At 70.8% G+C, this 23,506-nt stretch carries 20 protein-coding genes; 15 read left to right on the top strand and 5 right to left on the bottom strand.

From position 1 onward, the window contains the following. Positions 1-386 precede the first annotated feature (386 nt). Positions 387-1,928 carry a deoxyguanosinetriphosphate triphosphohydrolase family protein gene (locus ORI60_RS37835; protein WP_266042826.1) on the top strand — a complete coding sequence of 514 codons (1,542 nt, stop codon included), beginning with the start codon at positions 387-389 and terminating at the stop codon, positions 1,926-1,928. A gap of 147 nt (positions 1,929-2,075) precedes the next feature. Beyond that, entirely contained in the window at positions 2,076-4,868 is a 2,793-nt protein-coding gene (locus ORI60_RS37830) for a S8 family serine peptidase (RefSeq protein ID WP_266042825.1), read from the top strand. A 133-nt stretch (positions 4,869-5,001) separates the two neighbouring features. On the opposite strand, the gene ORI60_RS37825 is transcribed toward ORI60_RS37830, so the two are convergent. Continuing rightward, on the bottom strand, positions 5,002-5,808 hold the full coding sequence (locus ORI60_RS37825) for a hypothetical protein (protein WP_266042824.1): 807 nt from the start codon (positions 5,806-5,808) through the stop codon (positions 5,002-5,004). Between the two features lie 421 nt (positions 5,809-6,229). On the opposite strand from ORI60_RS37825, the gene ORI60_RS37820 reads away from it, so the two are divergent. From ORI60_RS37820 to ORI60_RS37800, 5 genes are read left to right on the top strand one after another with little or no spacing between them, the layout of a single operon-like run. Further along, on the top strand, positions 6,230-6,910 hold the full coding sequence (locus ORI60_RS37820; RefSeq protein WP_266042823.1) for an acVLRF1 family peptidyl-tRNA hydrolase: 681 nt from the start codon (positions 6,230-6,232) through the stop codon (positions 6,908-6,910). Positions 6,911-6,941: 31 nt separating this feature from the next. Beyond that, positions 6,942-7,340: a hypothetical protein gene (locus ORI60_RS37815; RefSeq protein ID WP_266042833.1), complete on the top strand. Its 399-nt coding sequence runs from the start codon at positions 6,942-6,944 to the stop codon at positions 7,338-7,340. 10 nt (positions 7,341-7,350) lie between these two features. Next, positions 7,351-7,854, top strand: a complete 504-nt coding sequence (locus ORI60_RS37810; RefSeq protein WP_266042832.1) for a SigE family RNA polymerase sigma factor — start codon at positions 7,351-7,353, stop codon at positions 7,852-7,854. Then, complete coding sequence (locus tag ORI60_RS37805; protein ID WP_266042822.1) at positions 7,854-8,330, top strand: hypothetical protein; 477 nt, start codon at positions 7,854-7,856, stop codon at positions 8,328-8,330. The genes ORI60_RS37810 and ORI60_RS37805 overlap by 1 nt, the downstream gene beginning before the upstream one ends. A gap of 17 nt (positions 8,331-8,347) precedes the next feature. Beyond that, positions 8,348-8,824, top strand: coding sequence for a GNAT family N-acetyltransferase (locus tag ORI60_RS37800; RefSeq protein ID WP_266042821.1), 477 nt, complete (start codon positions 8,348-8,350; stop codon positions 8,822-8,824). On the opposite strand, the gene ORI60_RS37795 is transcribed toward ORI60_RS37800, so the two are convergent. Further along, positions 8,790-9,374: an NAD(P)-dependent oxidoreductase gene (locus tag ORI60_RS37795; protein ID WP_266042820.1), complete on the bottom strand. Its 585-nt coding sequence runs from the start codon at positions 9,372-9,374 to the stop codon at positions 8,790-8,792. The two genes, ORI60_RS37800 and ORI60_RS37795, sit on opposite strands and share 35 nt — an antisense overlap. Continuing rightward, entirely contained in the window at positions 9,371-10,252 is an 882-nt protein-coding gene (locus tag ORI60_RS37790) for an EamA family transporter (protein WP_266042819.1), read from the bottom strand. Before ORI60_RS37790 ends, ORI60_RS37795 begins: the two co-directional genes overlap by 4 nt. 80 nt (positions 10,253-10,332) lie before the next feature. On the opposite strand from ORI60_RS37790, the gene ORI60_RS37785 reads away from it, so the two are divergent. Beyond that, positions 10,333-11,220, top strand: a complete 888-nt coding sequence (locus ORI60_RS37785; protein ID WP_266042831.1) for a LysR family transcriptional regulator — start codon at positions 10,333-10,335, stop codon at positions 11,218-11,220. 647 nt (positions 11,221-11,867) lie between these two features. Here ORI60_RS37785 and ORI60_RS37780 read toward each other — a convergent pair. Continuing rightward, positions 11,868-12,632, bottom strand: coding sequence for an SDR family oxidoreductase (locus ORI60_RS37780; RefSeq protein WP_266042818.1), 765 nt, complete (start codon positions 12,630-12,632; stop codon positions 11,868-11,870). Between the two features lie 146 nt (positions 12,633-12,778). Between ORI60_RS37780 and ORI60_RS37775 the strand changes: the two genes are divergently transcribed. The 7 genes from ORI60_RS37775 to ORI60_RS37745 all read left to right on the top strand — a co-directional run bounded on the left by ORI60_RS37775 (position 12,779) and on the right by ORI60_RS37745 (position 21,934). Further along, the gene (locus tag ORI60_RS37775) at positions 12,779-14,407 is read left to right on the top strand and encodes an ABC-F family ATP-binding cassette domain-containing protein (RefSeq protein WP_266042817.1); all 1,629 of its coding nucleotides are present in this window, start codon (positions 12,779-12,781) and stop codon (positions 14,405-14,407) included. A 174-nt stretch (positions 14,408-14,581) separates the two neighbouring features. Further along, on the top strand, positions 14,582-14,791 hold the full coding sequence (locus ORI60_RS37770; protein ID WP_030473247.1) for a helix-turn-helix domain-containing protein: 210 nt from the start codon (positions 14,582-14,584) through the stop codon (positions 14,789-14,791). Between the two features lie 59 nt (positions 14,792-14,850). Continuing rightward, positions 14,851-15,663 (top strand): enoyl-CoA hydratase/isomerase family protein, encoded by an 813-nt coding sequence (locus ORI60_RS37765; RefSeq protein ID WP_266042816.1) that lies wholly within the window; start codon positions 14,851-14,853, stop codon positions 15,661-15,663. 93 nt (positions 15,664-15,756) lie between these two features. Then, positions 15,757-17,643, top strand: a complete 1,887-nt coding sequence (locus tag ORI60_RS37760) for an ABC transporter ATP-binding protein (protein WP_266042815.1) — start codon at positions 15,757-15,759, stop codon at positions 17,641-17,643. Between the two features lie 870 nt (positions 17,644-18,513). Next, the gene (locus ORI60_RS37755; protein WP_266042814.1) at positions 18,514-20,103 is read left to right on the top strand and encodes an FAD-dependent oxidoreductase; all 1,590 of its coding nucleotides are present in this window, start codon (positions 18,514-18,516) and stop codon (positions 20,101-20,103) included. 26 nt (positions 20,104-20,129) lie between these two features. Then, positions 20,130-21,278 (top strand): sensor histidine kinase, encoded by a 1,149-nt coding sequence (locus tag ORI60_RS37750; protein ID WP_266042813.1) that lies wholly within the window; start codon positions 20,130-20,132, stop codon positions 21,276-21,278. After that, complete coding sequence (locus ORI60_RS37745; protein WP_266042812.1) at positions 21,275-21,934, top strand: response regulator transcription factor; 660 nt, start codon at positions 21,275-21,277, stop codon at positions 21,932-21,934. Before ORI60_RS37750 ends, ORI60_RS37745 begins: the two co-directional genes overlap by 4 nt. On the opposite strand, the gene ORI60_RS37740 is transcribed toward ORI60_RS37745, so the two are convergent. Continuing rightward, positions 21,924-23,483 carry a penicillin-binding transpeptidase domain-containing protein gene (locus ORI60_RS37740; protein ID WP_266042811.1) on the bottom strand — a complete coding sequence of 520 codons (1,560 nt, stop codon included), beginning with the start codon at positions 23,481-23,483 and terminating at the stop codon, positions 21,924-21,926. The genes ORI60_RS37745 and ORI60_RS37740 overlap by 11 nt on opposite strands. Positions 23,484-23,506 lie beyond the last annotated feature (23 nt).

The following is a 23,506-nucleotide window of genomic DNA, read 5'->3' as shown; positions in this document are numbered from 1 at the left end:
AACCCGGTAGTTAAGCCCTTCTGCGCCGATGGTACTGCACTGGTTACGGTGTGGGAGAGTAGGTCGCCGCCGAACTTAATTTGCCCTGCGGGTTGAGCGCCACAAGCGCTCCCCGCAGGGCTTTTTTTGCGTTAGCCGGCGCGCACACGCCACGAACACCGACCGCCAACCTCCTCGAGCCTCTCCTCAGGCACCCGCGATGCCTGCCAGCTGGACGGCGCCAGGCCGCGCTCACTCAATCGGGTGATCGATGGCCTGATTCGGCTCCTGCTCCCTCTAGTAGACAAATTCCCGAGGGGGTGTCACAAAACCATGGTCATCTTCGCCGCGCAATGAGGAAGACGCGTGGGGCGCCGAGGCTCAGGCTGCCGGGTACCTTCTGCACCATGCACAACGAGCACCGCACTGCCCGCCGATCAGCCGGAGTGGGAAGGACCGCAGACCTCGCCACGAACCCGTTCCGCGTCGACCGCGATCGCGTGGCGAGCTCCCCGTTCTTCGCGAGGCTCGGCGGAGTCACCCAGGTCGTCAGCTCCACCGGCTCGGGCCTGCTCGTGCACAACCGCCTCACCCACAGCCTGAAGGTCGCCCAGGCCGCGCGCGCCATCGCCGAACGCCTGACGAGTCGCCCCGAGCTGACCGCGGTGCTCGAGAAGCTGGGAGGGTGCGACCCCGACGTCGTCGAGGCCGCCGCCCTCGCACACGACCTGGGGCACCCGCCGTTCGGGCACCTGGGGGAGCAGGTGCTCGACCGGCTGGCCCGGCACAGGTTCGGGTTGCCGGACGGGTTCGAGGGCAACGCGCAGTCGTTCCGGATCGTCACGACCACCGACGTGCGGGGCCCCAAGGCGCTCGGCCTCGACCTGACCGTGGCGGTGCGGGCGGCGATGCTCAAGTACCCGTGGACGCGTCACGAGCCGCTCGGCCTGCCTGTCGCGCCGCGTGGTGCGGCGGAGCCGGAGGACATGCCGGGCACCGGCAGTTCGAAGTTCTCCGCGTACGTGACGGAGATGAACGACCTGCGGCAGGCGCGCGAGCCGTTCGAGGGGCGCGTCGAGTCGTGGCAGCAGACGGTCGAGGCGAGCGTCATGGACACCGCGGACGACATCGCGTACGCGATCCACGACCTGGAGGACTTCCACCGGGTCGGGGTGTTGCAGCACGCGACGGTTGCCGCCGAGCTCGGCACGTGGCAGGCGCAGGCGCTTGACCTGGCCGGGCTGAGCGACGCTGAGCTGAATGCCGAGATCCGGATGCCGGGGCGTTCGCTGGAGACGCTCAGGAGGCGCATGCACCTCAAGGACTCCTGGGTGATGAGCGACGAGGCGTTCGCGATGGCCGTGCGCAAGGTGAGCAAGGAGCTCGTCGACGGGTTGCTGGCCGTGCCGTTCGACGGGTCGGTTGAGGCCGAGCAGGCGGTCGCCGGGTTCAGTGCGCGGTGGACGCGCCGGCTCGTGGACGCGGTCGGGGTGATCGAGGAGCCCACGCCGCGGTCCGGGCACGTGGTGCTGGCGGTCGCTCAGTGGCACGAGGTGCAGGTGTTGAAGTTCGTCCACCGGCGTTTCGTGTTGCTGCGGCCGGATCTGGCCTTGCACCAACGTGGACAGGCCCGTTTGCTCGGGTCGCTCGTGGACGCGCTGGAGCAGTGGGTGACCGATCGGGCCGAGGCGGATCGGTTGCCGCGCAGGCTGCACGACCTGGTGGAGCTGGCCGAAACGGAGTACGCGGCGCTCGCCCGGACGGAGCCGTCCACATTGGTCGGTGCCGCCGGTGAGCTGCCGGTCGGACCTGATGCCGTCAGGGGTTTGGCGCGGGGACGCGCGGTCGTCGACTTCGTCGCGTCGCTCACCGACAACCAGGCAGCCGCACTGTTGGAAGCCCTTTCCGGGCGAACCGGTCAGTTGTGGACTGACGCGTTTGTTCTGTGAAGTGTGATTGTGTCTGCTAAGTGAGAAGTAGCCCAATCGGATGCTGACTGTGATCAGGCAAGCACCATACGTTGGCGCCTCGACCGGGAATCGCCGGTCGCAAGCCGCGTGCTCGGGGGCACGCCAACGTTCGGGGGAGAAACTCCTGTGCGCCGATCTCGAAGAGGCACGACCTTAGTCACCGCAGGTACCGCAGTTCTTCTGGCCGCTCTCACCGCAGTCACGCCGGCGTCCGCCGATCCGGGCAAGGCGTCCAAGTCCATCAGCGACCGCACGGCGGCGCAGATCTCCGCGCTGCAGAGCATCAAGAAGTCGCTCACCCCAGCTGAGTCCAAAGTGGACAGCGCACTCGTCGTGGAGGCGCGCAAGCGCGTCTCAACTGGTACTACGAGCGCCCTTCCGCAGGTGCAGACCGGCGTTGCCGTGACGCCGAAGGCCACCACGCTCGTGGACATCCGCGCCAAGCAGTACTCGGAGGACCTGGTCAACGCTGTCCGCTCGGCGGGCGGACAGATCCGGGCAGTGTCTCCCGAGCACCGCACCGTGCGCGCGGAGGTTCCCGTCGCGAAGATCGCCGAGATCGCCGGGCGCTCCGACGTCGCCCGCGTCGAGCCGGGCAGCGACGCGATGACGCAGGACGTCAAGAACAAGCGGGACGACAAGGCCCGCAAGCAGGCTCCGTCCAAAGAGGACAAGTCCAGGGAGGTCGAGCGCCGGCTCTCGGAGAAGCAGCTCTCCGTCCAGGCCGCCAAGGTCGCGGAGAGCGACAAGGCGCACAACGCCGAGGCCGCCCGCGCTTCCTTCCGCGTGACCGGTGTCGGCGTGAAGCTCTGCGCGCTGTCGGACGGCGTGGCTTCGCTGGCCGTGTCGCAGGCCGCCGGTGAGCTCCCTGCCGTCGACATCGTGCCGGGTCAGGCCGGTTCCGGTGACGAGGGCACCGCGATGCTCGAGATCCTGCACGACCTCGCGCCCAACGCCGAGCTCGGCTTCGCCACGGCGTTCAACGGCGACGCGAGCTTCGCGGACAACATCAAGAAGCTGCGCTTCGACCTCGGCTGCGACGTCATCGTCGACGACGTCATCTACTTCAACGAGTCGCCGTTCCAGGACGGCATCATCGCGCGTGCCGTGGACGCGGTCGTCGCCGACGGCGCAATGTTCTTCTCCAGCGCGGGCAACCAGGGCAACGTCGTGGACGGCACGTCCGGTCACTACGAGGGCGAGTTCGTGGACTCGGGTGTGGGCGTCGGCAAGTTCGCGGGCTCCGCGCACGACTTCAACCCGGACACCAACGCCAAGCAGCTCTACAACCCGCTGTCGAACTTCTCCGGCGACACCCCGGTGGTGCTGCACTGGGCCGACCCGCTCGGCCAGTCGGCCAACGACTACGACCTGTACCTGGTCAACGCCCAGGGCAACGTTGTCACGTTCAGCCAGAACAACCAGGACGGGGCGCAGGACCCGTACGAGCGCATCAACACCCCGGCGAGCTCGACCGGGACGCGCCTCGCGGTCGTGAAGTACCGCGGTGACGACAAGTACTTCGCGCTGTCGCTGTTCGGCGGCCGGTTCGCCGACACCAACGACGGTCTCAAGAAGTACGTCACGCCGGGCACCACCCGCGGCCACTCGGCGGCCAAGGGCGCGATCTCGGTCGCGGCCGCACCCGCCGCGGCGGCACTGCCGTTCGACCTCGAACCGGGCGACCCGGCCAACCCGAAGGGCCCGTACCCCAACGCCTTCGACGGCACGCAGAAGCCGGAGCGCTTCACCTCCGACGGTCCGCGCAGGACGTTCTTCGCACCGGACGGCTCGCCGCTCGCCGAGACGCGGCAGAAGCCGGACATCACCGCGGCCGACGGCGTGACCACGTCGGTGCCGGGCTTCGCGCCGTTCTTCGGCACGTCCGCCTCCGCTCCGAACGCCGCCGCGATCGCCGGTCTGATCCTGTCCGGCAACCCGACGCTGACGCCCGCCGAGGTCAAGGAAGCCCTTGTGGCGACGGCGATCGACATCGTCGAGTCCGGTGTGGACAACCGCACCGGCGCCGGCATCGTGATGGCCGACCGCGCCCTGCAGTACACGGGTGCGTCGCCGCAGGCACTGGCCCGCGCGCAGAAGCCGACGATCGTCAACGACGCCGACGGAAGCGCTTTCCTCAAGCCGGGCACGACTGCCACGGTGACGCTGCCGGTGACCAACAACGGTGACGGCTCGGCCGCGTCGACCTCGGTCGTGCTGTCGACCCCGTCGGCCGGTGTGACCATCGCGCCGCGCTCCAAGTACTACGGCAACATCGACCCGGGCCAGACCGTCAGCAACACCTTCAAGGTGACCGTGCCGGCCTCGGCCGCGCTCGGTTCGGCGGTCAAGCTCGACGCACGCGTGACGTACGCGGGCTCGACGTCACCGACGACCAGCTCGTTCACGCTCCGCGTGGGTGAGCCGGCGCGCGACTTCAAGTCGTTCGCGTACACCGGCGCGCCGGTCGCCATCCCGGACAACGACCAGACCGGCGTCTCGATCCCGCTGCCCGTGACGGGTGTCGGTGCGGCGTCGAACCTGAAGTTCTCCGTGGACGGCGCGACGTGCTCGGCCACCGAGGGCTCGACGACGGTCGGCATCGACCACACCTTCGTCGGCGACCTGGTGGGCACGCTCACCTCGCCGTCCGGCAAGTCCGTGACGCTGTTCTCGCGGGCGGGCGGCACCGGCAACAACATCTGCCAGGCCGTGTTCGACGACGCGGCCACGACGCCGTTCTCGAGCGTGACGAGCGGCAACGCGCCGTTCACCGGCTCGTGGAAGGCGGGTGCGCCGCTGTCCTCGCTGACGGCGGACCCCGTCGACGGCACGTGGGTGTTCAAGGTCGCCGACGTCGTGGGCTCCGACCGCGGTTCGATCCGCTCGGTGACCCTCAGCGTCGCCGGCTGGGTCTGATGACCTGAGCTGACCGAACGGAAGGCCCCCGGCTCGCGAGCCGGGGGCCTTCTCCGTGCCGGCCCGGGACCTGAACGGCGAAAGGGGCGCCTCCCGGATCGGGAAGCGCCCCTCAGGCCTGTCCAGAGCGTTGCTAGCGGTTCGGCCACTCCCACCGGATGCCGAACACGCCGGGACCGAACCCGAGCGCCACGGCGTGCACGCCGCCGCCCGAGTCCAGGGTGAGGTTGCGGCGCCGCGAGGGCGTCTCGTCCCCCGCCGGCACGCTGTACTGCTGCACGCGCGAAGGCAGGTTCGTCTCGTCGAACCGGACCTCGATCACGTACTCGCGCACCGGCAGCCGGAACTTGCGGGCGAACGTGTTGTTGCCCTTGGGGGCGTGGCCCTCGGGGAACACCAGCTGGTATTCCATGATGAGGGTCTCGCCGCGGGTCAGCGGCCGTTCGAACATCATCTCCGCGACCATGATGTTGGCCTCGTGGTCACGGGCGATGCGGCCGAGGTGGCAGTTGCGCACGTTCAGGATCTCGGGGAGCACGTCGGACTCCTCGGTCTCGAACACGAGCGCCCAGCGGTCGGGCCCGTCCTGCTCCGCGCGGAGGATCTGCCGCACCCACACTGATTTCTGCCCGCCGTCGGCAGAGATCTCGATGCGGTCGTGCTGGCTGATCCGGCCGAGCTTGAGGTCGGAGGACGTGTCGACCTTCGAGAGCAGGTTCGCGACCCGCTCCCTTCGCGCCCAGAGGGCGTCGATCGGCATCATGGTCGTCGGGCGGCAACGGCGACCTCGCGGACGAGGTGGACCGAGCAACGCCGACAGACCCGACTGGGGCACTCCCAGAACCGACTCGAGGTGCCGCAGCGCCTCCAGTGACTCAGGGCGTTCAGGCCTTCGTCGTCCTGACTGCCAGTAGCTGAGCGTCGCGACGCTGATCGTCACTCCGCGCAGTGCCAACCTGTGCTGGATGCGGTCGAGACTGAGTCGGCTAGCCTTGATCGCCGCCCTCAACGCTTCCGGGAACGGTCCCGTCGTCAAGAGTTGCGTAAGGCTGCCGTGGCCCGTTGAGTCAGTGTCGTCAACGGTCAGTGTTGGTCGACCGGCAGCAGTCGTCATGGTGACTCCCCGCTGTCATAAGATCACGCCCCAGTGACCCTACCCGTCCGTGAACATCGCTGGTCGGAGCCGGATGGAGTCAATGGTTAATCCATACGGTTGATGAGTTCACGCTTTCGAGACTCATCTGTCAAGTGAATCGAACCCATCAGTAACATCTCTGTGCCGTTCACCGCCTGTGTCGGACCGGTTCTACTGTGTGCACGATGATCGGCCTCGGTCACGGGTGTCAGGGGGTGGCTGCCAGGTGAGCAGGGTGCGCCCGGTGCCCGGTGGAAGGGCCGTCGAGGTCGAGCCGGAACGGGTCCTGGGCTGGATCGGCCGGTTCGCGGATCGGCACGGGGTGATCGACGTCCGCGTCACCGAAGCCGAGGTCGTCGTCACCGCTGAAGACGGCGCGACGGCCACGTTCGCGACGCGCGGCGGCACCTCTCTGCACGAGGTGGTGGACAAGCTGGCGGAGCCCCGGAGGATCGGGCTGGTCCTCGTGCGGCTGGGCGGCCACAGCGTCGGCGTGGCGTCCGGCGGCAAGGTCGAGGTGTCGGCCACGGACCGCAAGCAGGTCCACGGCCGCATCCGGGCCGGTGGGTGGTCGCAGCAGCGGTTCGCCCGGCGCCGCGAGGGCCAGGCCAGGGTCGCGCTGCAGGCCGCCGCGGACGACGTGGCCAGGGTGCTCGTGCCGCGGCTCGCCGAACTCGACGCCGTCGTCCTGGGCGGCGACTGGCAGGCGCTGGACGTGCTGCGCAACGACCGCAGGCTCTCGGGCGTCTTCAGCAAGGCCGAGGACCGGGTGCTGGACGTGCCGGAACCCCGGAGGACGGTCCTGGACGAGGCCGCCGAGCGAGCCCGGTGCGTGGAGATCGTGATCCAGGACACAGGGGCAACCGGACGGGAGCCCGGCCACATGGATACGGGTGAGGGTGCCTGATCCTGGCGCCACTGACCTGCTGGAGCTGCAAGTGCGCAAACGAATGGTGATCGTGGCCGGAGCGGTCGCGCTGGGTGCCATCGGCATCGCGGTGCCCGCCCTCGCGCTGAGTGGCGGCGACGGTGCGCCCCAGCCCACGACCTCGGCTCCGCAGCCGCCCGCGACGTCGGTCTCGACCAGCCCCCCGGTGCTGCCGCCGTCGTCGACCATGCCCGACGTCACGCCGACCGCGGTGCCGTCGACGTCGCCGGAGTACCCGCCCACGACCGTGCTGCCGCCGTCGTCCTCGAGGCCGGAGCACCCGCCGACGACCGCGCCCCCGTCGGTCCTGCCGACGCCCTCCGTCCTGCCGACGCCGACGGTCAGCCACGGCCCCACGACGTGGACCCCGCCCGCCACGACGCCGGCCCCGTCGACCACGGCCCGCTAGGGAGTCACCTCTGAACTGGGAGGCCGAGTTCACCGACTGCTTCGACCGGTACGCCGACTCGATGCGGTTCACCGCGTTCTTGCTGTGCGGTAACTGGCACGAGGCGGAAGACCTCATGCAGTCGGGGTTCTTGAAGCTGTACCTGGCCGGTCCGAAGCTCTCGGACCGGTCGGGGCTGGAGCCGTACCTGCGCCAGATCGTCGTGCGGACGTTCCTCGCGGAACGCCGCAAGGTGCGGTGGCGCAGGGAGAAGCTGACCGACGCACCCCCAGAGGGCCTGTCCTCCGTCGCAGGGACGGAGGACAGGCTCGTGGTGTGGCAGGCGCTCACCGCCGTGCCCGCACGGCAACGCGCTGTCCTCGTGCTGCGCTTTTGGCACGATCTCAGCGTCGAGGACACCGCGGCGGCGCTGAACTGCTCCACGGGCACGGTGAAGTCGCAGAGCAGCAAGGGCCTGGAGACGCTGAGGCGCAGGCTGGGACCGGAGTTCGACCACTTGAGGCTGGAGGTGTGATGGTTCGCGAAGACGATCTGCGGGCGACTTTCTCCGCTCTGCACCAGGAAGAGGCGCCGCCGCGTGCCGTCACCGCGGCCGATCTGATCCAGCGCGGCCAGGCCGTGCGGTCCCGGCGCCGCACCATCGCGGTGGTCGGCAGCGGCCTTGCGACGGTGGGCGTCGTGGCGGTGGCGCTCGCCGTGCTGCCGGCCGCGGCACCCCCGGAACCGGCCACACCGGGACCGTCCTCGACGACGTCGCGGGTTCCGACCACCACTCCGTCCTCGTCGCCTCCGTCCGTGGAGCCGACGCCGGCGGCGGGCACCCCGTCCAGTTCGCACGCGCCGCAGCCACCGCCGGTCGTCACGACCACGCTGCCCGGCTCCACGACGCCACCGCCCGGCGCGTCGACGACGCCGGGCGCGCCGCCGACGTCCGTGCCTCCGACCTCGTCGTCCTCCAGCGACTATTCGGTGCCGCAGACGTCTCGCTGAGCGGCATGATCCGGGCCATGAGCGCTCAGATCCGCCTGGTCGAGATCACCGATGCCAATCGCGACGCCGTGGTCGCCGTGCGCGTACATCCGGCGCAGGAGCGGTTCGTCGCCTCCGTCGAGAAGTCGTTCGCCGACGCGCGGGAGAACCCCGATGCCCGACCCTGGTTCCGCGCGGTCTACGACGGCGACGTGCCGGTCGGGTTCGTGATGCTGAGCTGGGACACCGTTCCCGGGCCCGGACTGCTCGGGCCGTACTTCCTGTGGCGCCTGCTCGTGGGTGCCGGGCACCAGGGGCGCGGGTACGGCACCGCGGTCCTGAACGAGGTCGTGGCGTTGCTGAGGCCCGCCGGGGCCACCGAGCTGCTCACCAGCTGCGTGCCGGGGGAGGGGTCGCCCCAGCCGTTCTACCTGCGGTTCGGTTTCGTGCCGACCGGGGAGGTCGACGAGGACGGCGAGATCATCCTGCGGCTGGACCTCGGCTCGCGACCGTGAAGTGCCGGTCCGCGCCAGGGGTCTCCAGCTCGTCCAGCACCGCCACGGCCAGGTCCTCCGCCGAGATCGCGGACGGACCGGTCAGCAGCTCGTCCGTGCCGCGCCGGTAGGTGCCGGTGCGCTCGCCGGGCTCGAGCAGCGCGGGCGGGCTCAGGTACACCCAGTCGGCCTGGTGGGCGCGGCACTCCCGCAGCTGGCGCACGCTCGCCTCGGCGACGGGACGGATGTGCGCCGGCACGTACCGGCTGTCGTCGAGCACGAGGCCCGTGCCGTCCGGTGTGCGCAGCGGTGCGGCACCCCCGACGACGATGATCCGTGTACGTGTTGCAAGTGCCGCGTCGAGCAGCACGGTCGAGGTGACGCCCGCGGTGGCCACCACCGCACCGTCCACTCCGGACAGAACGCTGTCCATCAGTTCCCGGTCGGTGGCGTCACCGCGCACGTCGCCGGTGCTGCGGGACACGGCTGTCACGTCGTGCCCGCGCCGCACCGCCTCGGCGACGACCCGCGAGCCGACCATGCCGGACGCGCCGACGACCGCGATCTTCACTGCAGTGCTCCTCTGGCGAGAACGGGTGCCGGTCGCTGGCTGGCGACGATCGCGGCGAGGGCGAGGGCGAAACCGATGAGCTGCACCAGGTCCAGGGTCTGGCCCAGGACGACGACGCCGAGCACCGCGGCGACCATCGGGGACAGCAGGCCGAGCATCGAGACGGACGTGACCGGCAGCGTGGTGATCGCGCGGAACCACAGGACGTAGGCGAGCAGGCCGCCGACACCGCCGAGCCACAGGTAGCCGAGCACGGCGGTGAGGCCGATCGCGGGCGGCGGGCCCTCGAACAGCAACGTCACCGGCACCAGGAACAGTCCGCCCGCGGTGAGCTGCCAGCCCGCGAACGCCGTCGGACCCGCTCCGGCAGGCCTGCCCCACTTCTTCGTCAGCGTCACGCCGAGCGCCATCGTCGCGGCGCCGCCGAGGCCGGCCAGCACACCGACCAGGTCGAAGCCGGCCGCCGGGCCGAGGACCACGAGCCCGACGCCCAGCATGCCGATCACGCCCCAGGCGAGCCTCCACGCGGACGGGCTCTCCCTGAGCACGCCGACCGCCAGCAGCGCCACCACGAGCGGCTGAGCGGCGCCCAGGGTGGCCGCCACACCACCCGGCAGGCGTTCGGCCGCGATGAACAGGAACGGGAAGAACAGGCCGATGTTGAGCACTCCCAGCGCCGCCGCCTTGGCCCACCACGACCCGCGCGGCAGCGTCCTGGTGAGCGCCAGCGCGATCAGTCCCGCGGGCAGCGCGCGCAGCAGTCCCGCGAAGAGCGGGTGGCCCACCGGCAGCATTTCGGTGGTGACCACGTAGGTCGAGCCCCAGACCACCGGCGCGAACGCCGCCAGCGCGGTGCGGGAGAGGTCGCTGTTTCTCACGTCGTCCAGTGTTGGCGCGTCCGATCAATGAGTCCAACACATGCTTTTCATCCGATCCATCGTGATTCAAGATGGATCACGTGGAGCTCCAGCAGATGCGGTACGTGGTGGCGGTCGCCGAGACGGGCAGCTTCACGAAGGCCGCCCGGCAGTGCCTGGTCGTGCAGTCGGCGTTGAGCCACCAGATCGCCCGTCTCGAACGGTCGCTGGGCGCGCGGCTGTTCGAACGCACCAGCCGCAGCGTGCGGCTGACCCCGGCGGGCGCCGCGTTCCTGCCGTCCGCGCGGCAGTGCCTCGACCTCGCCGAACGGGCCGCGGCCGAGGTCGCCGCGGCGGTGGGGGAGGTGCGCGGACGGGTCATCGTCGGCGTGATCCCGACTGTGGCCGCCGTGGACCTGCCGGCGGCGTTGAAGGTGTTCCGCGAGCGCTATCCGCAGGTGCCGGTCGCGCTGCGGATGCTGTCGAGCTACGAGCTCGTCGAGCAGGTGCGGCAGGGCGGCCTCGACCTGGCGTTCCTCGGCCTGCCGCTCGGGGTGCGGCCCGAAGGCGTGCGGGGACGGGAGCTGGCACGCGACGAGCACGTGGCCGTGATGGCGCCGGGGCATCCGCTCGCGCGGCAGGAGTCGACGACCCTGCGGACCCTGGCGGAGGAGCTGTTCGCCGACTTCCCGGCCGGATCGCCGGGGCGGACGCAGTCGGACCAGGCCTTCTCGATCGCGGGGCTGCACCGCGAGGTCGCGTTCGAGGTGACGACCGCGGAGCTGATGGCGGGGCTGATCCGGGAAGGGCTGGCCGTGGCCGTGCTGCCGTCGCGGTACACGCCCCGGCTGAGCGGGGTGGTGACCGTGCCGATCGTGGACGGGCCCTCGCGGGTGGAGCACCTGGTGTGGAGCGCGGGCGGGCTGACACCGGCCGCCTCGGCGTTCCTGGACGTGCTCGGAGTGCCCGAAACTGTCGGTGGTGCCTGAGAGAATGAAAGCAGGGGACCCCTGCGGGGGACCCCTGCGTGAGCGTGGCTCGGCGTGCGGACACCGGCCTGTGGACCGGACCTGGCGGCAGATGCCGCGCCGGTGCACGCCGGACGATTCTGAGAGGCCGGGCCGTTTTTAGGGAACGCTGGACGTTCATGGGGACGCGGGACGTCTTTGGGGGCAATGGACGTTCCTGGGGACCCGAACGCCGCTAGGAACGCGGAACGTCGCTGGGGCGCCGGATGTCGCTGGGAGCGCAGAGCGTTCCGGGGGCGCTGGATGTCCCTGGAGAACGCCGGAAGTCACTGGTGACGCCGAACGTCACCAGGGGCGCTGGACGCCCTTGGATGCGTCGGATGTCCCTGAGAATGCCGGACGTCCCTGGGTAACACCGAACACCACTAAGGGCCGCTGAACAGTCCCTGGGAGCGCGGGACGGCTCTGGATGTCCCCGGAGGAACGCCACACGTCTCCAGGCAACGCAGGACGCCTCTGGAAGCGCCGAACGTCCCTGGGAACACCCACGCCCGTGGAGCGCGGGACATTCCATGGAGGCGCCAGACGCCCCGAGCAACGCCGGACGCCCCCAAGAACACCGAACCGCGCCCAGACGAGCCGGACCGCGGCCCCCGAGCCCGTGTGGCTCAGCCCGCCGTGCCCGTGGACAGCAGCCCTCCGTCGACGCGGACGGTCTCGCCCGTGATCCACGAAGCGCCGTCCGAACACAGGAACGCCACGAGAGAGGCGACGTCCTCAGGCGTGCCGAGGCGCTTCATCGGGTACTGCTGCGCGGCCTCGTCCTCTCGGCCCACGTAGAGCGCTTCCGCGAACTTCGTCTTCACCACGGCGGGCGCGACGGCGTTCACGCGCACCTTCGGGCCGAGCTGCCACGCGAGTTCCTCGGTCAGGCGGATCAACGCCGCCTTGGACGCGCCGTACGCGCCGATGACGCCCGTGGACCGGATGCCGCCGATCGACGCGACGTTCACGACCGCGCCGCCGTGCTCGCTCATCCACGCCTTCCACGCGAGCTGGACGAAACCGAGCGCGGCCACCACGTTGACGTCGAAGATCTTCTTGACGGCGTTCAGGTCCGCCTCCATCAGGAAGCCGAACTGCGGGTTGATGCCGGTGTTGTTCACGAGCACGTCGAGGCGGCCGAACTCCTCGACCGTGCGCGCCACGGCCTCTTCGCGCGACGCGTCGTCGCCCGCGTTGCCCGCTACCGCGAGGACGCGGCCGCCGGTGTCCGCCTCCAGCTGCCTGGCCGCCTCGGCCAGCTGATCGGCCTTGCGGCCCGTGATCGTGACGGACGCGCCGCGGGAGAGGAGCTCGCGCGCGATGCCGTGGCCGATGCCGCGGGACGCGCCGGTGACCAGCGCGGCCTTGCCCGAGAAGTCTTCGCTCATGGCCGCAATCTATGCGTCCCGCCACAGGTGGGAAATTCGATGGTCGTGATCCCGTAGGATGGGTGCGTGATCCTCCTGGAGTAGGCCGAACCGGACGTGCCATCCCTTGCCATGCCCGGAGTTCTCGTAGCTACTCGGAGTTTCTTTTGATCACCGCAACCGACATGGAGTTGCGCGCGGGCTCACGCATTCTCGTGAGCGGCGCCAACCTGCGCGTTCAGCCCGGCGACCGCATCGGCCTCGTGGGCCGCAACGGTGCCGGCAAGACCACCTCCCTGCGCGTTCTCGCCGGTGAGGGCCAGCCCTACGCCGGCGCCATCACCCGCAAGGGCGAGCTCGGCTACCTGCCGCAGGACCCCCGCGAGGGCGACCTGTCGGTCATCGCCAAGGACCGGGTGCTGTCCGCGCGCGGCCTCGACCAGCTGCTCCGCGACATGGAGAAGGCCCAGTCGAAGATGGCCGAGCTGGTCGACCCGGCCGAGCTCGACGTCGCCGTCACCAAGTACGGCAAGCTCGAGGAGCGCTTCTCCTCGCTCGGCGGGTACGCCGCCGAGTCCGAGGCCGCCCGCATCTGCTCGAACCTCGGCCTGCCGGACCGGGTCCTGGCGCAGCCGCTGAGCACGCTGTCCGGTGGCCAGCGCCGCCGCGTCGAGCTGGCCCGCATCCTGTTCGCCGCGTCCGAGGCGGGCATCGGTGCCAAGTCGAGCACGATCCTGCTGATCGACGAGCCCACGAACCACCTCGACGCCGACTCGATCACGTGGCTGCGCGGCTTCCTCAAGTCGCACGACGGCGGCCTCGTCGTGATCTCGCACGACGTCGAGCTGCTCGACGACGTCGTGAACAAGGTGTGGTTCCTCGACGCGATGCGCGGCGAGGTCGACATCTACAACCTCGGCTGGAAGAAGTACCTCGAGGCCCGTGCGACGGACGAGAAGCGTCGTCGCCGTGAGCGCGCCAACGCCGAGAAGAAGGCCGGCGCGCTGATGACGCAGGCCGCCAAGATGGGCGCGAAGGCCACGAAGGCCGTTGCGGCGCAGAACATGGCGAAGCGCGCCCAGAAGCTGCTCGACGGTCTCGACGAGGTGCGCCAGAGCGACAAGGTCGCGAAGATCAGCTTCCCGTCGCCCGCGCCGTGCGGCAAGACCCCTTTGATGGCAGAGGGTCTGAGCAAGTCCTACGGATCGCTGGAGATCTTCACCGGCGTGGACCTGGCGGTCGACAAGGGTTCCCGCGTCGTCGTGCTCGGCTTCAACGGTGCCGGCAAGACCACGCTGCTGCGGTTGCTGGGCGGCAGCGAGAAGGCGGACGCCGGTGGCGTCGTCCCCGGCCACGGCCTGAAGATCGGCTACTTCGCGCAGGAGCACGAGACGCTCGACCACAACGCGTCGGTGTGGGAGAACATCCGCCACATGGCGCCGGACGAGCAGGAACAGCGGCTGCGGTCGTTGCTCGGCACGTTCCTGTTCAGCGGCGAGCAGCTCGACCAGCCCGCGGGCACGTTGTCCGGTGGCGAGAAGACGCGGCTCGCGCTGGCCGGTCTGGTGTCGTCGGCCGCGAACGTGCTGCTGCTCGACGAGCCGACCAACAACCTCGACCCGGCCTCGCGCGAGCAGGTGCTCGACGCGTTGCGGCGCTACGAGGGCGCCGTCGTCCTGGTGACGCACGACCCCGGCGCGGTCGAGGCGCTGGAGCCCGAGAGGGTCATCCTGCTGCCCGACGGCACCGAGGACCACTGGTCCGAGGACTACCTCGACCTCGTTCAGCTGGCGTGATCTCCACCCGTCAAAGGACTACCGAGCGCGTTCTGTGATCAACTCAGTGTGATCGAATCGACCGTTCACCGATCTCTTTGCTTGATCACCTGGCGTTCTGCCGGTTCCTGTTCGATCATTGCGACGACAGGGGCCGTCAAACGGCCCACCTGCTCGTACGGAAGGCGGGACAAGGTGGCTGACCTGAAGAAGGGTGCCCGGATCACCGGCGCCACGCGGGACAAGCTGGCCGCTGACCTGAAGAAGAAGTACGAAAAGGGCGCGAGCATCCGGGCTTTGGCCGAGAGCACCGGGCGTTCCTACGGCTTCGTGCACCGGGTTCTGTCGGAATCCGGGGTCACGCTGCGCGGTCGCGGTGGCGCCACCCGGACGAAGAAGAAGTAGCCACAACTCAGACTGCTACTCTCCGGTAACTAGCTACTAGTTCGCCGGAGGTAACGACCATGCCAGTGCCTTCCATCGACGCTGGCCTGCTCGAGCGCGGTGGCGTTCGGCTCGCGATCTCGGGGCCGCGCGCGACCATCACGCTCGATCGTCCCGACGTGCTGAACGCGCAGACGCCGGCCACGTGGCAGGCGTTGCGGCACATCGGCGAACAGCTGGACCCGGACGTCCGCGTCGTGGTCGTCCGGGGCTCCGGCCGTGCCTTCTCGGCAGGGCTGGACCGGCGGATGTTCACCGGTGAGCCCGTCGACGGCGAACCCGGTGGTCTCGGCGCGATCCTGTCGCTTCCCGCTGAGGAGGCCGACGCCCGCATCGCGTCGTACCAGGCCGGGTTCACCTGGCTGCGCGACCCCGCACGCGTGACGATCGCCGCGGTGCAGGGGCATGCCATCGGCGCGGGTTTCCAGTTGGCGCTGGCGTGCGACTTCCGCGTGCTCGCCGAGGACGCGCAGTTCTGCATGGCCGAGACCGGGCTGGGTCTGGTGCCCGACCTCGGCGGCACGCTGCCGCTGGTGCGACTCGTGGGGTACTCGCGCGCGGCCGAGATGTGCGTGACCTCCCGCCGGGTGTCGGCGGAGGAGTCGCTGCGGATCGGCCTCGCGAACTCCGTCGTGCCCGCGGACGGGCTCGACGGCGCCGTCGACGAGCTGGTCGCCGCCGTCCTCAAGCCGATGGCCGGTGCCGTGTCGGAGACGCTGTCGCTGATCCTGGCGGCCGCGGAGACGCCGACGGCGGAGGCGCAGCTCGCGCTGGAACGCGCCGCCCAGCTGCGCCGGCTGCAGTCGTTCGCGGCCTTGTCCGCTCAGAGCTGAACCTTTCCGCCGCTGTAGCCGCCCGCGAAGGAATTGTCGGACCGCTGTGCTGTTCTAGACAGCGTGGACGGATACAGCTCTTGGCGATTCATGATGGGAGCGACCTCGGACGCGCCTTCGAAGGTGCGCCGGGGCACGTTCCGCCGCGTTCTCACCTTCGCCCGGCCGCACCGGGCGAAGCTGCTGGTGTTCCTGCTGCTGACGGTCGTCTCGTCGGTTCTCGCGGTGTCGACGCCACTGCTGGCGGGCCGCGTGGTCGACGCGATCGTCGGCGGCTCGGTGCCGTCCGTGGTCGTGTGGCTCGCGGTGGCGATCGCGCTGATCGCCGTCGTCGACGCCGGCCTGGGCGTGGTGGAGCGCTGGCAGTCGACGCGCATCGGTGAGGGCCTGATCTACGACCTGCGCCGTGCCGTGTTCGGCCACGTGCAGAAGATGCCCGTCGCGTTCTTCACCCGCACGCGCACCGGCGCGCTGGTCTCGCGCCTGAACAACGACGTGATCGGCGCCCAGCGCGCCTTCACCTCGACGCTGTCCGGCTTCGTCACGAACATCATCCAGCTGGTCCTGTCGCTGGCCGTCATGTTCACGCTGTCGTGGCAGGTCACGGCGCTGGCCCTGGTGCTGCTCCCGGTGTTCGTGCTGCCCGCCAAGCGGATGGGCCGCCGGATGGCGGACATGCAGCGGGAGGCCTCCGCCCTCAACGCCTCGATGGTCACCCAGTCGACCGAGCGGTTCTCGGCGCCCGGCGCGACGCTGGTGAAGCTCTTCGGCCGTCCGGCCCGCGAGGAGCAGGAGTTCTCCGAGAAGGCCGCGCAGGTTCGCGACATCGGCATCCGGACCGCGATGGCCACCCGCTGGTTCATGACGGGCCTGACGCTGGTCTCGGCGCTGGCGCAGGCGCTGGTCTACGGCCTGGGCGGCTACCTGGCGCTGACCGGGCACCTGCAGGCCGGTGCCGTGGTGTCGCTCGCGCTGCTGCTGACGCGGCTGTACGCCCCGCTGACGGCTCTCGCGAACGCGCGCGTCGACCTGATGACGGCGCTGGTGTCGTTCGAGCGCGTCTTCGAGGTCCTCGACCTCGACCCGATGATCAAGGAGAAGCCGGACGCCCGCCCGGTGCCCGACGGCCCGGTGTCCGTCGAGTTCTCCGACGTGCGCTTCGCGTACCCGTCGGCGGACAAGGTCTCGCTGGCCTCGTTGGAGTCGGTGGCCACTTTGGACACCCGTGGCGGCGAGGAAGTGCTGCACGGCATCAGCTTCAAGGCCGAGGCCGGCCAGCTGGTCGCCCTGGTCGGCTCGTCCGGCGCGGGCAAGTCGACCCTCGCCTCGCTCGTGCCGCGGCTCTACGACGTCGACTCGGGTTCCGTGCGCCTGTCCGGAGTGGACGTCCGAGACCTGACCTTCGAGGCGTTGCGCGCGTCCGTCGGCGTGGTCACCCAGGACGGGCACCTCTTCCACGACACCATCCGCGCGAACCTGGAGTACGCGTCGCCCGGCGCCACCGACGACGAGCTGTGGGACGCGCTGCGCCGCGCCCGCCTGCTGGACCTGGTGGCCTCGTTACCTGACCAGCTCGACACCGTGGTCGGCGAACGCGGCTACCGGTTGTCCGGCGGCGAACGGCAACGGCTCACCATCGCCCGCCTGCTGCTCGCCAAGCCGCGCGTGGTGATCCTGGACGAGGCCACCGCGCACCTGGACTCGGAATCGGAGGCCGCCGTGCAGGAGGCGCTGACCGAGGCGCTGCAGGGCCGCACGTCGCTGGTGATCGCCCACCGTCTCTCGACGATCCGGGCGGCCGACCAGATCCTGGTGCTGGAGCACGGCGACATCGTCGAGCGGGGCACGCACACCGAGCTGATGACCGCCGAGGGCCGGTACGCCGACCTCTACAACACGCAGTTCGCCGAGCCTCCGGTGGTCGGTGTGGTGCCGACGCCGAAGTTCAGCGAGCGCCTCGGGGTGCCGCAGACGAACTGATCCCGGCAGGCGGACCCGCCGAGCCCGCCCCAGGGATCGGCGCCTGGAGCGAAGGTGTCCGGGGTGGTTGTGCGGGGCCGCGGCCGCAGGAGTGGTTCGGGAGCTTGTCCGAGGGCAAGGGCTGTCGGCAAACGGCATCGGGGTCCGGTGTCCGAGGCGTGGGCGGCTGGGGGACGGCTCCCGAGCGGGACGGCTGAGTAAGGACGGCCGCCGGGAAACGACCCCTGGGATGGCCGTGTGCGGCAGTGGCCGCGAGAGTGGTTCCGAGAGCTTGTTCGTGGAAAGGCTGCTTGGAAGAGGCGTCCGGGCCAGCTGTCCGGGTGTCGGCGGCGCGAGCCCGACCGAAGGGGACGGCTGCCAGGAGACGGTGCCTTGGGTGGTCGTGCGGGGCAGCTGTCCGGGTGTCGGCGGCGCGAGCCCGACCGAAGGGGACGGCTGCCAGGAGACGGTGCCTTGGGTGGTCGTGCGGGGCAGCGGCCGCAGGAGTGGTTCAGGGCGCTTGTACGTGGGGAAGAGGTGCCTGGGAGCGGCGTCTGGGCTGGGTGTCCAAGGTGTCGGCGGCGATTGCGTGGACGGCTGAGGAACGCGGCTGAGAGGGACAGCTGAGGGGACGGCCGCCGGAGACAGCTGACGGGCCAAGTCCGAGGCTTCGCGGCGGCTGCGTAAGCGATCGCCGTGCCCGGCTGAGCGGACAGGCGTCGGCAAACGACTTCCCGGGTGTCCGCGGCGGTCTCCGGCCGGCGCAATGCGGCGGTGGCCCGGCCAGCCGATCGGCTGGGTCGCGGCTCATCCTCCTGACCGGGTGATCGGCTGATGTCCCGCGGATCCCGTTCCGCCACGGTGAGAACCACCGAGGCGGAAGGGGTCGAGATGAGCATCTCCGGGGGCGGGCACGTGAGCCGGCGAGCGCTGATCGTCGGCGCGGTGGCGGCGGGCGGGCTGACGGGACGGGGCGGGGCGAGTGCGGCGGCGCAGGAGTCTGCTGTGCAGGCGCCGCGGATCGGGCCGGGTGACGTGCGGTACGAGAACCTGTTGCGGGGCAACAACTTCCGGTTCGCCGGGCGGCCCGACGAGATTCGGGTGGCCACCTCGGCCGACCAGGTGGTCCGCGCGGTGGACGAGGCGGTGCGGGCCGGGCGGCGGATCGCGGTGCGCAGTGGCGGGCACTGCTTCGAGAACCTCACGGCGGCGCCGGAGTTCAGGACGTTGCTCGACCTCTCGGGGATGAACGACGTCGGGTACGACGCGCGGCGGAAGGCCTTCTCGGTGCAGCCGGGGGCCACGCTCGGGCAGGTGTACCGGACGTTGTGCGCGGGGTGGGGCGTCACGATTCCCGGTGGCGGGTGTCCGGAGGTGGGGGCCGGCGGGCACATCGCGGGTGGTGGGTACGGGCCGTTGTCGCGCAGGTACGGGGCCGTGGTGGACCACCTGTACGGCGTCGAGGTCGTCGTGGTCGGCGAGGACGGGCGGGCGCGCCTGGTGGTCGCCACGCGGGAGCGGGATGATCCCCATCGCGAGCTGTGGTGGGCGCACACCGGGGGTGGTGGCGGCAACTTCGGTGTCGTGACCAGGTACTGGTTGCGGTCGCCGGGCGCCGGGGAGCGGTTGTTGCCGCCGGTGCCGCGGACGATGTTGCAGCACGTGGTCTTCTGGGACTGGGGACAGCTCACCGAGGAGAAGCTGGGCGGGTTGCTGCGCAACTTCGGGACGTGGCACGAGCGCAACAGCGCGCCGGGGGTGCCGCAGGCCGGGCTGTACGGGGTCCTCGAGGTGAAGCACCAGGCCGGTGGCGTGGTGATGCTCGCGGTGCAGGCCGACGCGGACCTGCCGGGCGTCGACGCGATGGTGACGGAGTTCGTGGACGCCGTGTCGGCGGGGCTCGGCCTCACGCCGGTGTTCGACCTGCGCAGGACGATGCCGTGGCTGCACCGGATGACGTGGCCGGGCACCGGTGAACCGGGGGACGTGCTCACCCGGCGGTACAAGATCAAGGCGGCCTACCTGCGCCGGTCGTACACGCCGAGGCAGCTGAACGCCTTGTGGCGCAACCTCACCGGGCCCGACGGCGGGGCGGGGAGCGTGCTGCTGATCGGGTACGGAGGTCAGGCCAACGCGGTGCGGCCGCAGGACACCGCGATCGCGCAACGGGACGTGGTGATGAAGGCGGTCTACCAGGCGGTGTGGAGCGAGGAACACGAGGACGCGGCCAATCTCGCCTGGGTGCGCGCGCTCTACCGCGATGTGTACGCCGACACCGGTGGCGTGCCCGTGCCGAACGAGGTCAACGACGGCTCCTACATCAACTACGCCGACGCCGACCTGGCGGACCCGGCGTGGAACACCTCGGGCGTGTCCGCGCAGCGCCTCTACTACAAGGACAACTACCCGCGCCTGCGACAGATCAAGGCCCGCTGGGATCCGCGCAACGTCTTCAGCCACGCCCTTGCGATCGAGGCCTAGGCTTGTGGGCCGGGGGAGGAACGCGGATGAGCATTCCTGCGGCGCGGTGGCCTTACGTCCTGCTGGCGGTGCTGGCCGCGGCCACCACGCTCGACCGGCGGCCGGAGCCCGCCGAGCTCGTGCTGTGCGCGGTCGTGGCGGCCTGGCTGGCGGCGGGGACGACCCTGCCGATCAGACCGTGGGTGGTCGCCGTGGGGCTGACCGCGCTCACGGGAGCGCTGGTGGCGCTCAACCCGTTGTTCGGGTTCCTCACGCCGGTGCCGTACTTCTACACGTTCCGCACGATCGCCTTTCCCTGGCAGCCGGTGAACGTGGCGGCGGTCGCCGTGGTGGCGGGCACGGCCCAGTCGTACGGGATCGACAAGTCGACTTCCGGCGGCGTCGCCATCTGGCTCGCCGTCATCGCCGGCAACGCCGTGCCCATGTGCGCGTACGCGTTCGTGGCGCGGAAATCCGACCAGCAGGAGGCGGAACGGGAGCAGGCGCTCGCTCAGGCACGCGAGGCGAACCGCAGGCTCGCGGAGTCGTTGGCGGACAACGCCACGCTGCACGAGCAACTGGTCGTGCAGGCACGCGAGGCCGGGGTGCGCGACGAGCGGCAGCGGATGGCGCGGGAGATCCACGACACGCTCGCCCAGGGGCTCACCGGCATCATCAGCCAGCTCCGCGCCGCCGACGACAGGACGTGGGCCCGCCACGTCGCGGCCGCCACCGAGCTCGCCAGGGAGAGCCTCGACGAGACGAGGAGGTCCGTCGCGGCACTGCGTCCCGAACCGCTGCGGACCGCGCGGCTGACCGAGGCGCTCACCGGCGTCGCCGGGAAGTGGTCGGCGCTGCACGGGATCCCGGTCGAGGTCACGACCACCGGCGACGCGCGGCCGATCGCGCCGGAGGCCGAGTTCGCGCTGCTGCGCGCCGCGCAGGAGGCGCTGGCGAACGTGGCGAGGCACGCGCGGGCCGGCCGGGTCGGCGTCACGTTGTCGTACCTGGAGAACGAGGTGGCGCTGGACGTGCGCGACGACGGCCGCGGGTTCGGCGACGTCCGGCCCGGAGGGTTCGGGCTCGAAGCGATGAGGCAGCGGATCGAAGGACTGGCGGGCACGGTGCAGATCGAGTCCGAACCCGGTGCGGGCACGGGAGTGTCGGCCCGCGTGCCACTGGAGGCGAGAGCGTGATCAAGGTGCTGGTCGTCGACGACCACCCGGTGGTCAGGGACGGGCTCGCGAGCCTGTTCGCCCAGGACCCCGGTTTCGAGGTGGTCGGCGAGGCGGGCGACGGCGCCGAGGCGGTGCGGCTCGCCCAGGCGCTGCGGCCCGACGTCGTGCTGATGGACCTGCGCATGCCGGGCACGGACGGCCTCACCGCCACCAGGGAGCTCGCGGGCATCGCCCATGTGCTGGTGCTGACCACCTACGACAACGACAACGACGTGGTGGCGGCGGTCGAGGCGGGCGCCACCGGCTACCTGCTCAAGGACGCTCCGCGCGACGAGCTCGTGCGCGCGGTCAGGGCCACCGCGCGGGGCGAGGCCGTGCTCGCCCCGGCCGCGGCGGCGTTGCTGATGAAACGGGTGCGCGGCGCCGCGGCGGAGGTGCTCAGCCCGCGCGAGCTGGAGGTGCTGCGGTGGGGGGGGCGGGGGGGGGGCGGGGCGGCGGGGGGGGGCCCCCCCCCCCGCGACGTGGCCCGGGGCCTCTTCATCACCGAGGCCACCGTCAAGTCGCACCTGCTCAACATCTACGCCAAGCTGGAGGTGGGCGACCGGGCGGCCGCCGTCACCGAGGCGTTCCACCGCGGGCTGCTCGTCCCGCGCGAGCAGCGGTTCAGCCCTTGAGGAACGCCGCCGTCGCGTTCAGCGCGCTCTGCGACGAGCCCGCCTTCTCCACGACCACCGCGAACGCCACGTTGTTCTGGTAGCCGACGAACCAGCCGTGCGCCTCACCGCCGCTCGCCTCCGCCGTGCCGGTCTTCCCGGCCAGGCCGGGGATGCCGGCGAGCTGCTTCGCCGTGCCCGCGGTGACCACCTCGCGCATCATCGCGCGCAGCGGCGGCAGGACGGCGGCGGGCGGGCCCGCCGCCACGTCGTTCGGCTCGGACGGCTTGCCGCGCAGCAGCGTCGGCGTCGGCGTCCTGCCCGAGACGACGGTGGCGGCGACCAGCGCCATGCCGAACGGACTGGCCACCACGTTGCCCTGGCCGAAGCTGTTCTCCACCCGCTGGTCGCCGGTGGCCGGTGGGACCTTGCCGGTGTTCGTCTCCGCGCCGGGGACGACCCAGTCGGCGCCCAGGCCGAACCGTTTCGCCATGTTCGGCAGGGCGTTCGGCTCGAGCTTGGAGCCCAGGTCGCCGAACGTCGTGTTGCACGACAGCGCGAACGCCGTGCGGAACGGCACGCTGTCGTGGCCGAAGTCCGCGTTGTTGATCCTGCGGGTGCCGATGGTGGCGGTGGCCGGGCAGGGGACGGCGGTGCCGCTCTGCACCAGGCCCGCGTTCATGACCGCCGCCGCGGTGACGATCTTCATCGTCGAGCCGGGGGCGTAGCGGCCGACGAACGGGTTGGTGCCGGCCAGCGCCTTGTTCTGCGCCACGGCCAGGATCTCGCTGGTGGAGGCCTCGATCGCCACGATCGCCGCGCCCTGCGGGAGGGCGTCCACGGCTGCCTGGGCCGCGGCCTGGCGGGCGGGGTCGATGGTGACGGTGATCTTCTCGCCGCCCTCCGCCTTCTTGGCGTCCAGCACGGTGAACGCGCCGCCCGCGGTGATGCCCACCTCCCAGCCGTCGACGCCCTTCACGTCGCCGACGGTGGCGGTGATCGTCTTGTACAGGCCGTCCGGGACAGTGCCCTGGGTCAGCGGCTTGCCGTCGCGGCCCAGCAGCGCGCCCTCCGCGAGCGACTTGCGATAGGTGAGCGACGCGCCCTCGGTGAGCCGAGGGTGGACGACCGAGGGCGTCCAGTGGACCTTCCAGGCGCCGTCGGCGCGGGTCATCGGGACCTTGACGTCGTACTTCAGCTGGCCGGAGCTCGGCAGCGTCCAGGTGACGGACGCGGTGAGCTCGGTCGTCGTGGCGTCAGCCGCCGGTGGTTCGGCCGCCGCGACCGTGGCCTGGTAGGCGGACGTGCCCATGCCGGCCTTGCTGGCTTCCAGGGCCGTGGTCGCCGCCGCCGGCGCGTCGGTGAAGGCGGCGGCAGTGGCCGGGCCCGAGAAGGCCCTGGTCAGGAAGGAGGTGGCCACCTGCACCGGAGTCTCCGCCGCCTTGATCGGCGCGTCGGCGACCACCACCGACCTGTTGCCCGACCAGAGCAGGGTGCCCGCCACACCGACCACGGCCGTCGTGGCGAGCGCTCCGCCGATCAGGATCCATCTACGAGTCTTCTGCTCCACTTGTTCGAATCCCCCCAGGTATG

This window comes from Lentzea sp. NEAU-D7, from assembly GCF_026242055.1.
Lineage (GTDB): Bacteria > Actinomycetota > Actinomycetes > Mycobacteriales > Pseudonocardiaceae > Lentzea.
The sequence above is the reverse complement of the archived record's forward strand: the minus strand, read 5'-3'. Positions and strand labels throughout refer to the sequence as shown.

Coding starts and splice junctions, on each gene's coding strand:
- ORI60_RS37835 (WP_266042826.1), top strand. CDS start 387: ATGCACAACGAGCACCGCACTGCCCGCCGATCAGCCGGAGTGGGAAGG.
- ORI60_RS37805 (WP_266042822.1), top strand. CDS start 7,854: ATGGTTCGCGAAGACGATCTGCGGGCGACTTTCTCCGCTCTGCACCAG.
- ORI60_RS37800 (WP_266042821.1), top strand. CDS start 8,348: ATGAGCGCTCAGATCCGCCTGGTCGAGATCACCGATGCCAATCGCGAC.
- ORI60_RS37780 (WP_266042818.1), bottom strand. CDS start 12,632: ATGAGCGAAGACTTCTCGGGCAAGGCCGCGCTGGTCACCGGCGCGTCC.
- ORI60_RS37765 (WP_266042816.1), top strand. CDS start 14,851: ATGCCAGTGCCTTCCATCGACGCTGGCCTGCTCGAGCGCGGTGGCGTT.
- ORI60_RS37760 (WP_266042815.1), top strand. CDS start 15,757: ATGGGAGCGACCTCGGACGCGCCTTCGAAGGTGCGCCGGGGCACGTTC.
- ORI60_RS37755 (WP_266042814.1), top strand. CDS start 18,514: ATGAGCATCTCCGGGGGCGGGCACGTGAGCCGGCGAGCGCTGATCGTC.
- ORI60_RS37750 (WP_266042813.1), top strand. CDS start 20,130: ATGAGCATTCCTGCGGCGCGGTGGCCTTACGTCCTGCTGGCGGTGCTG.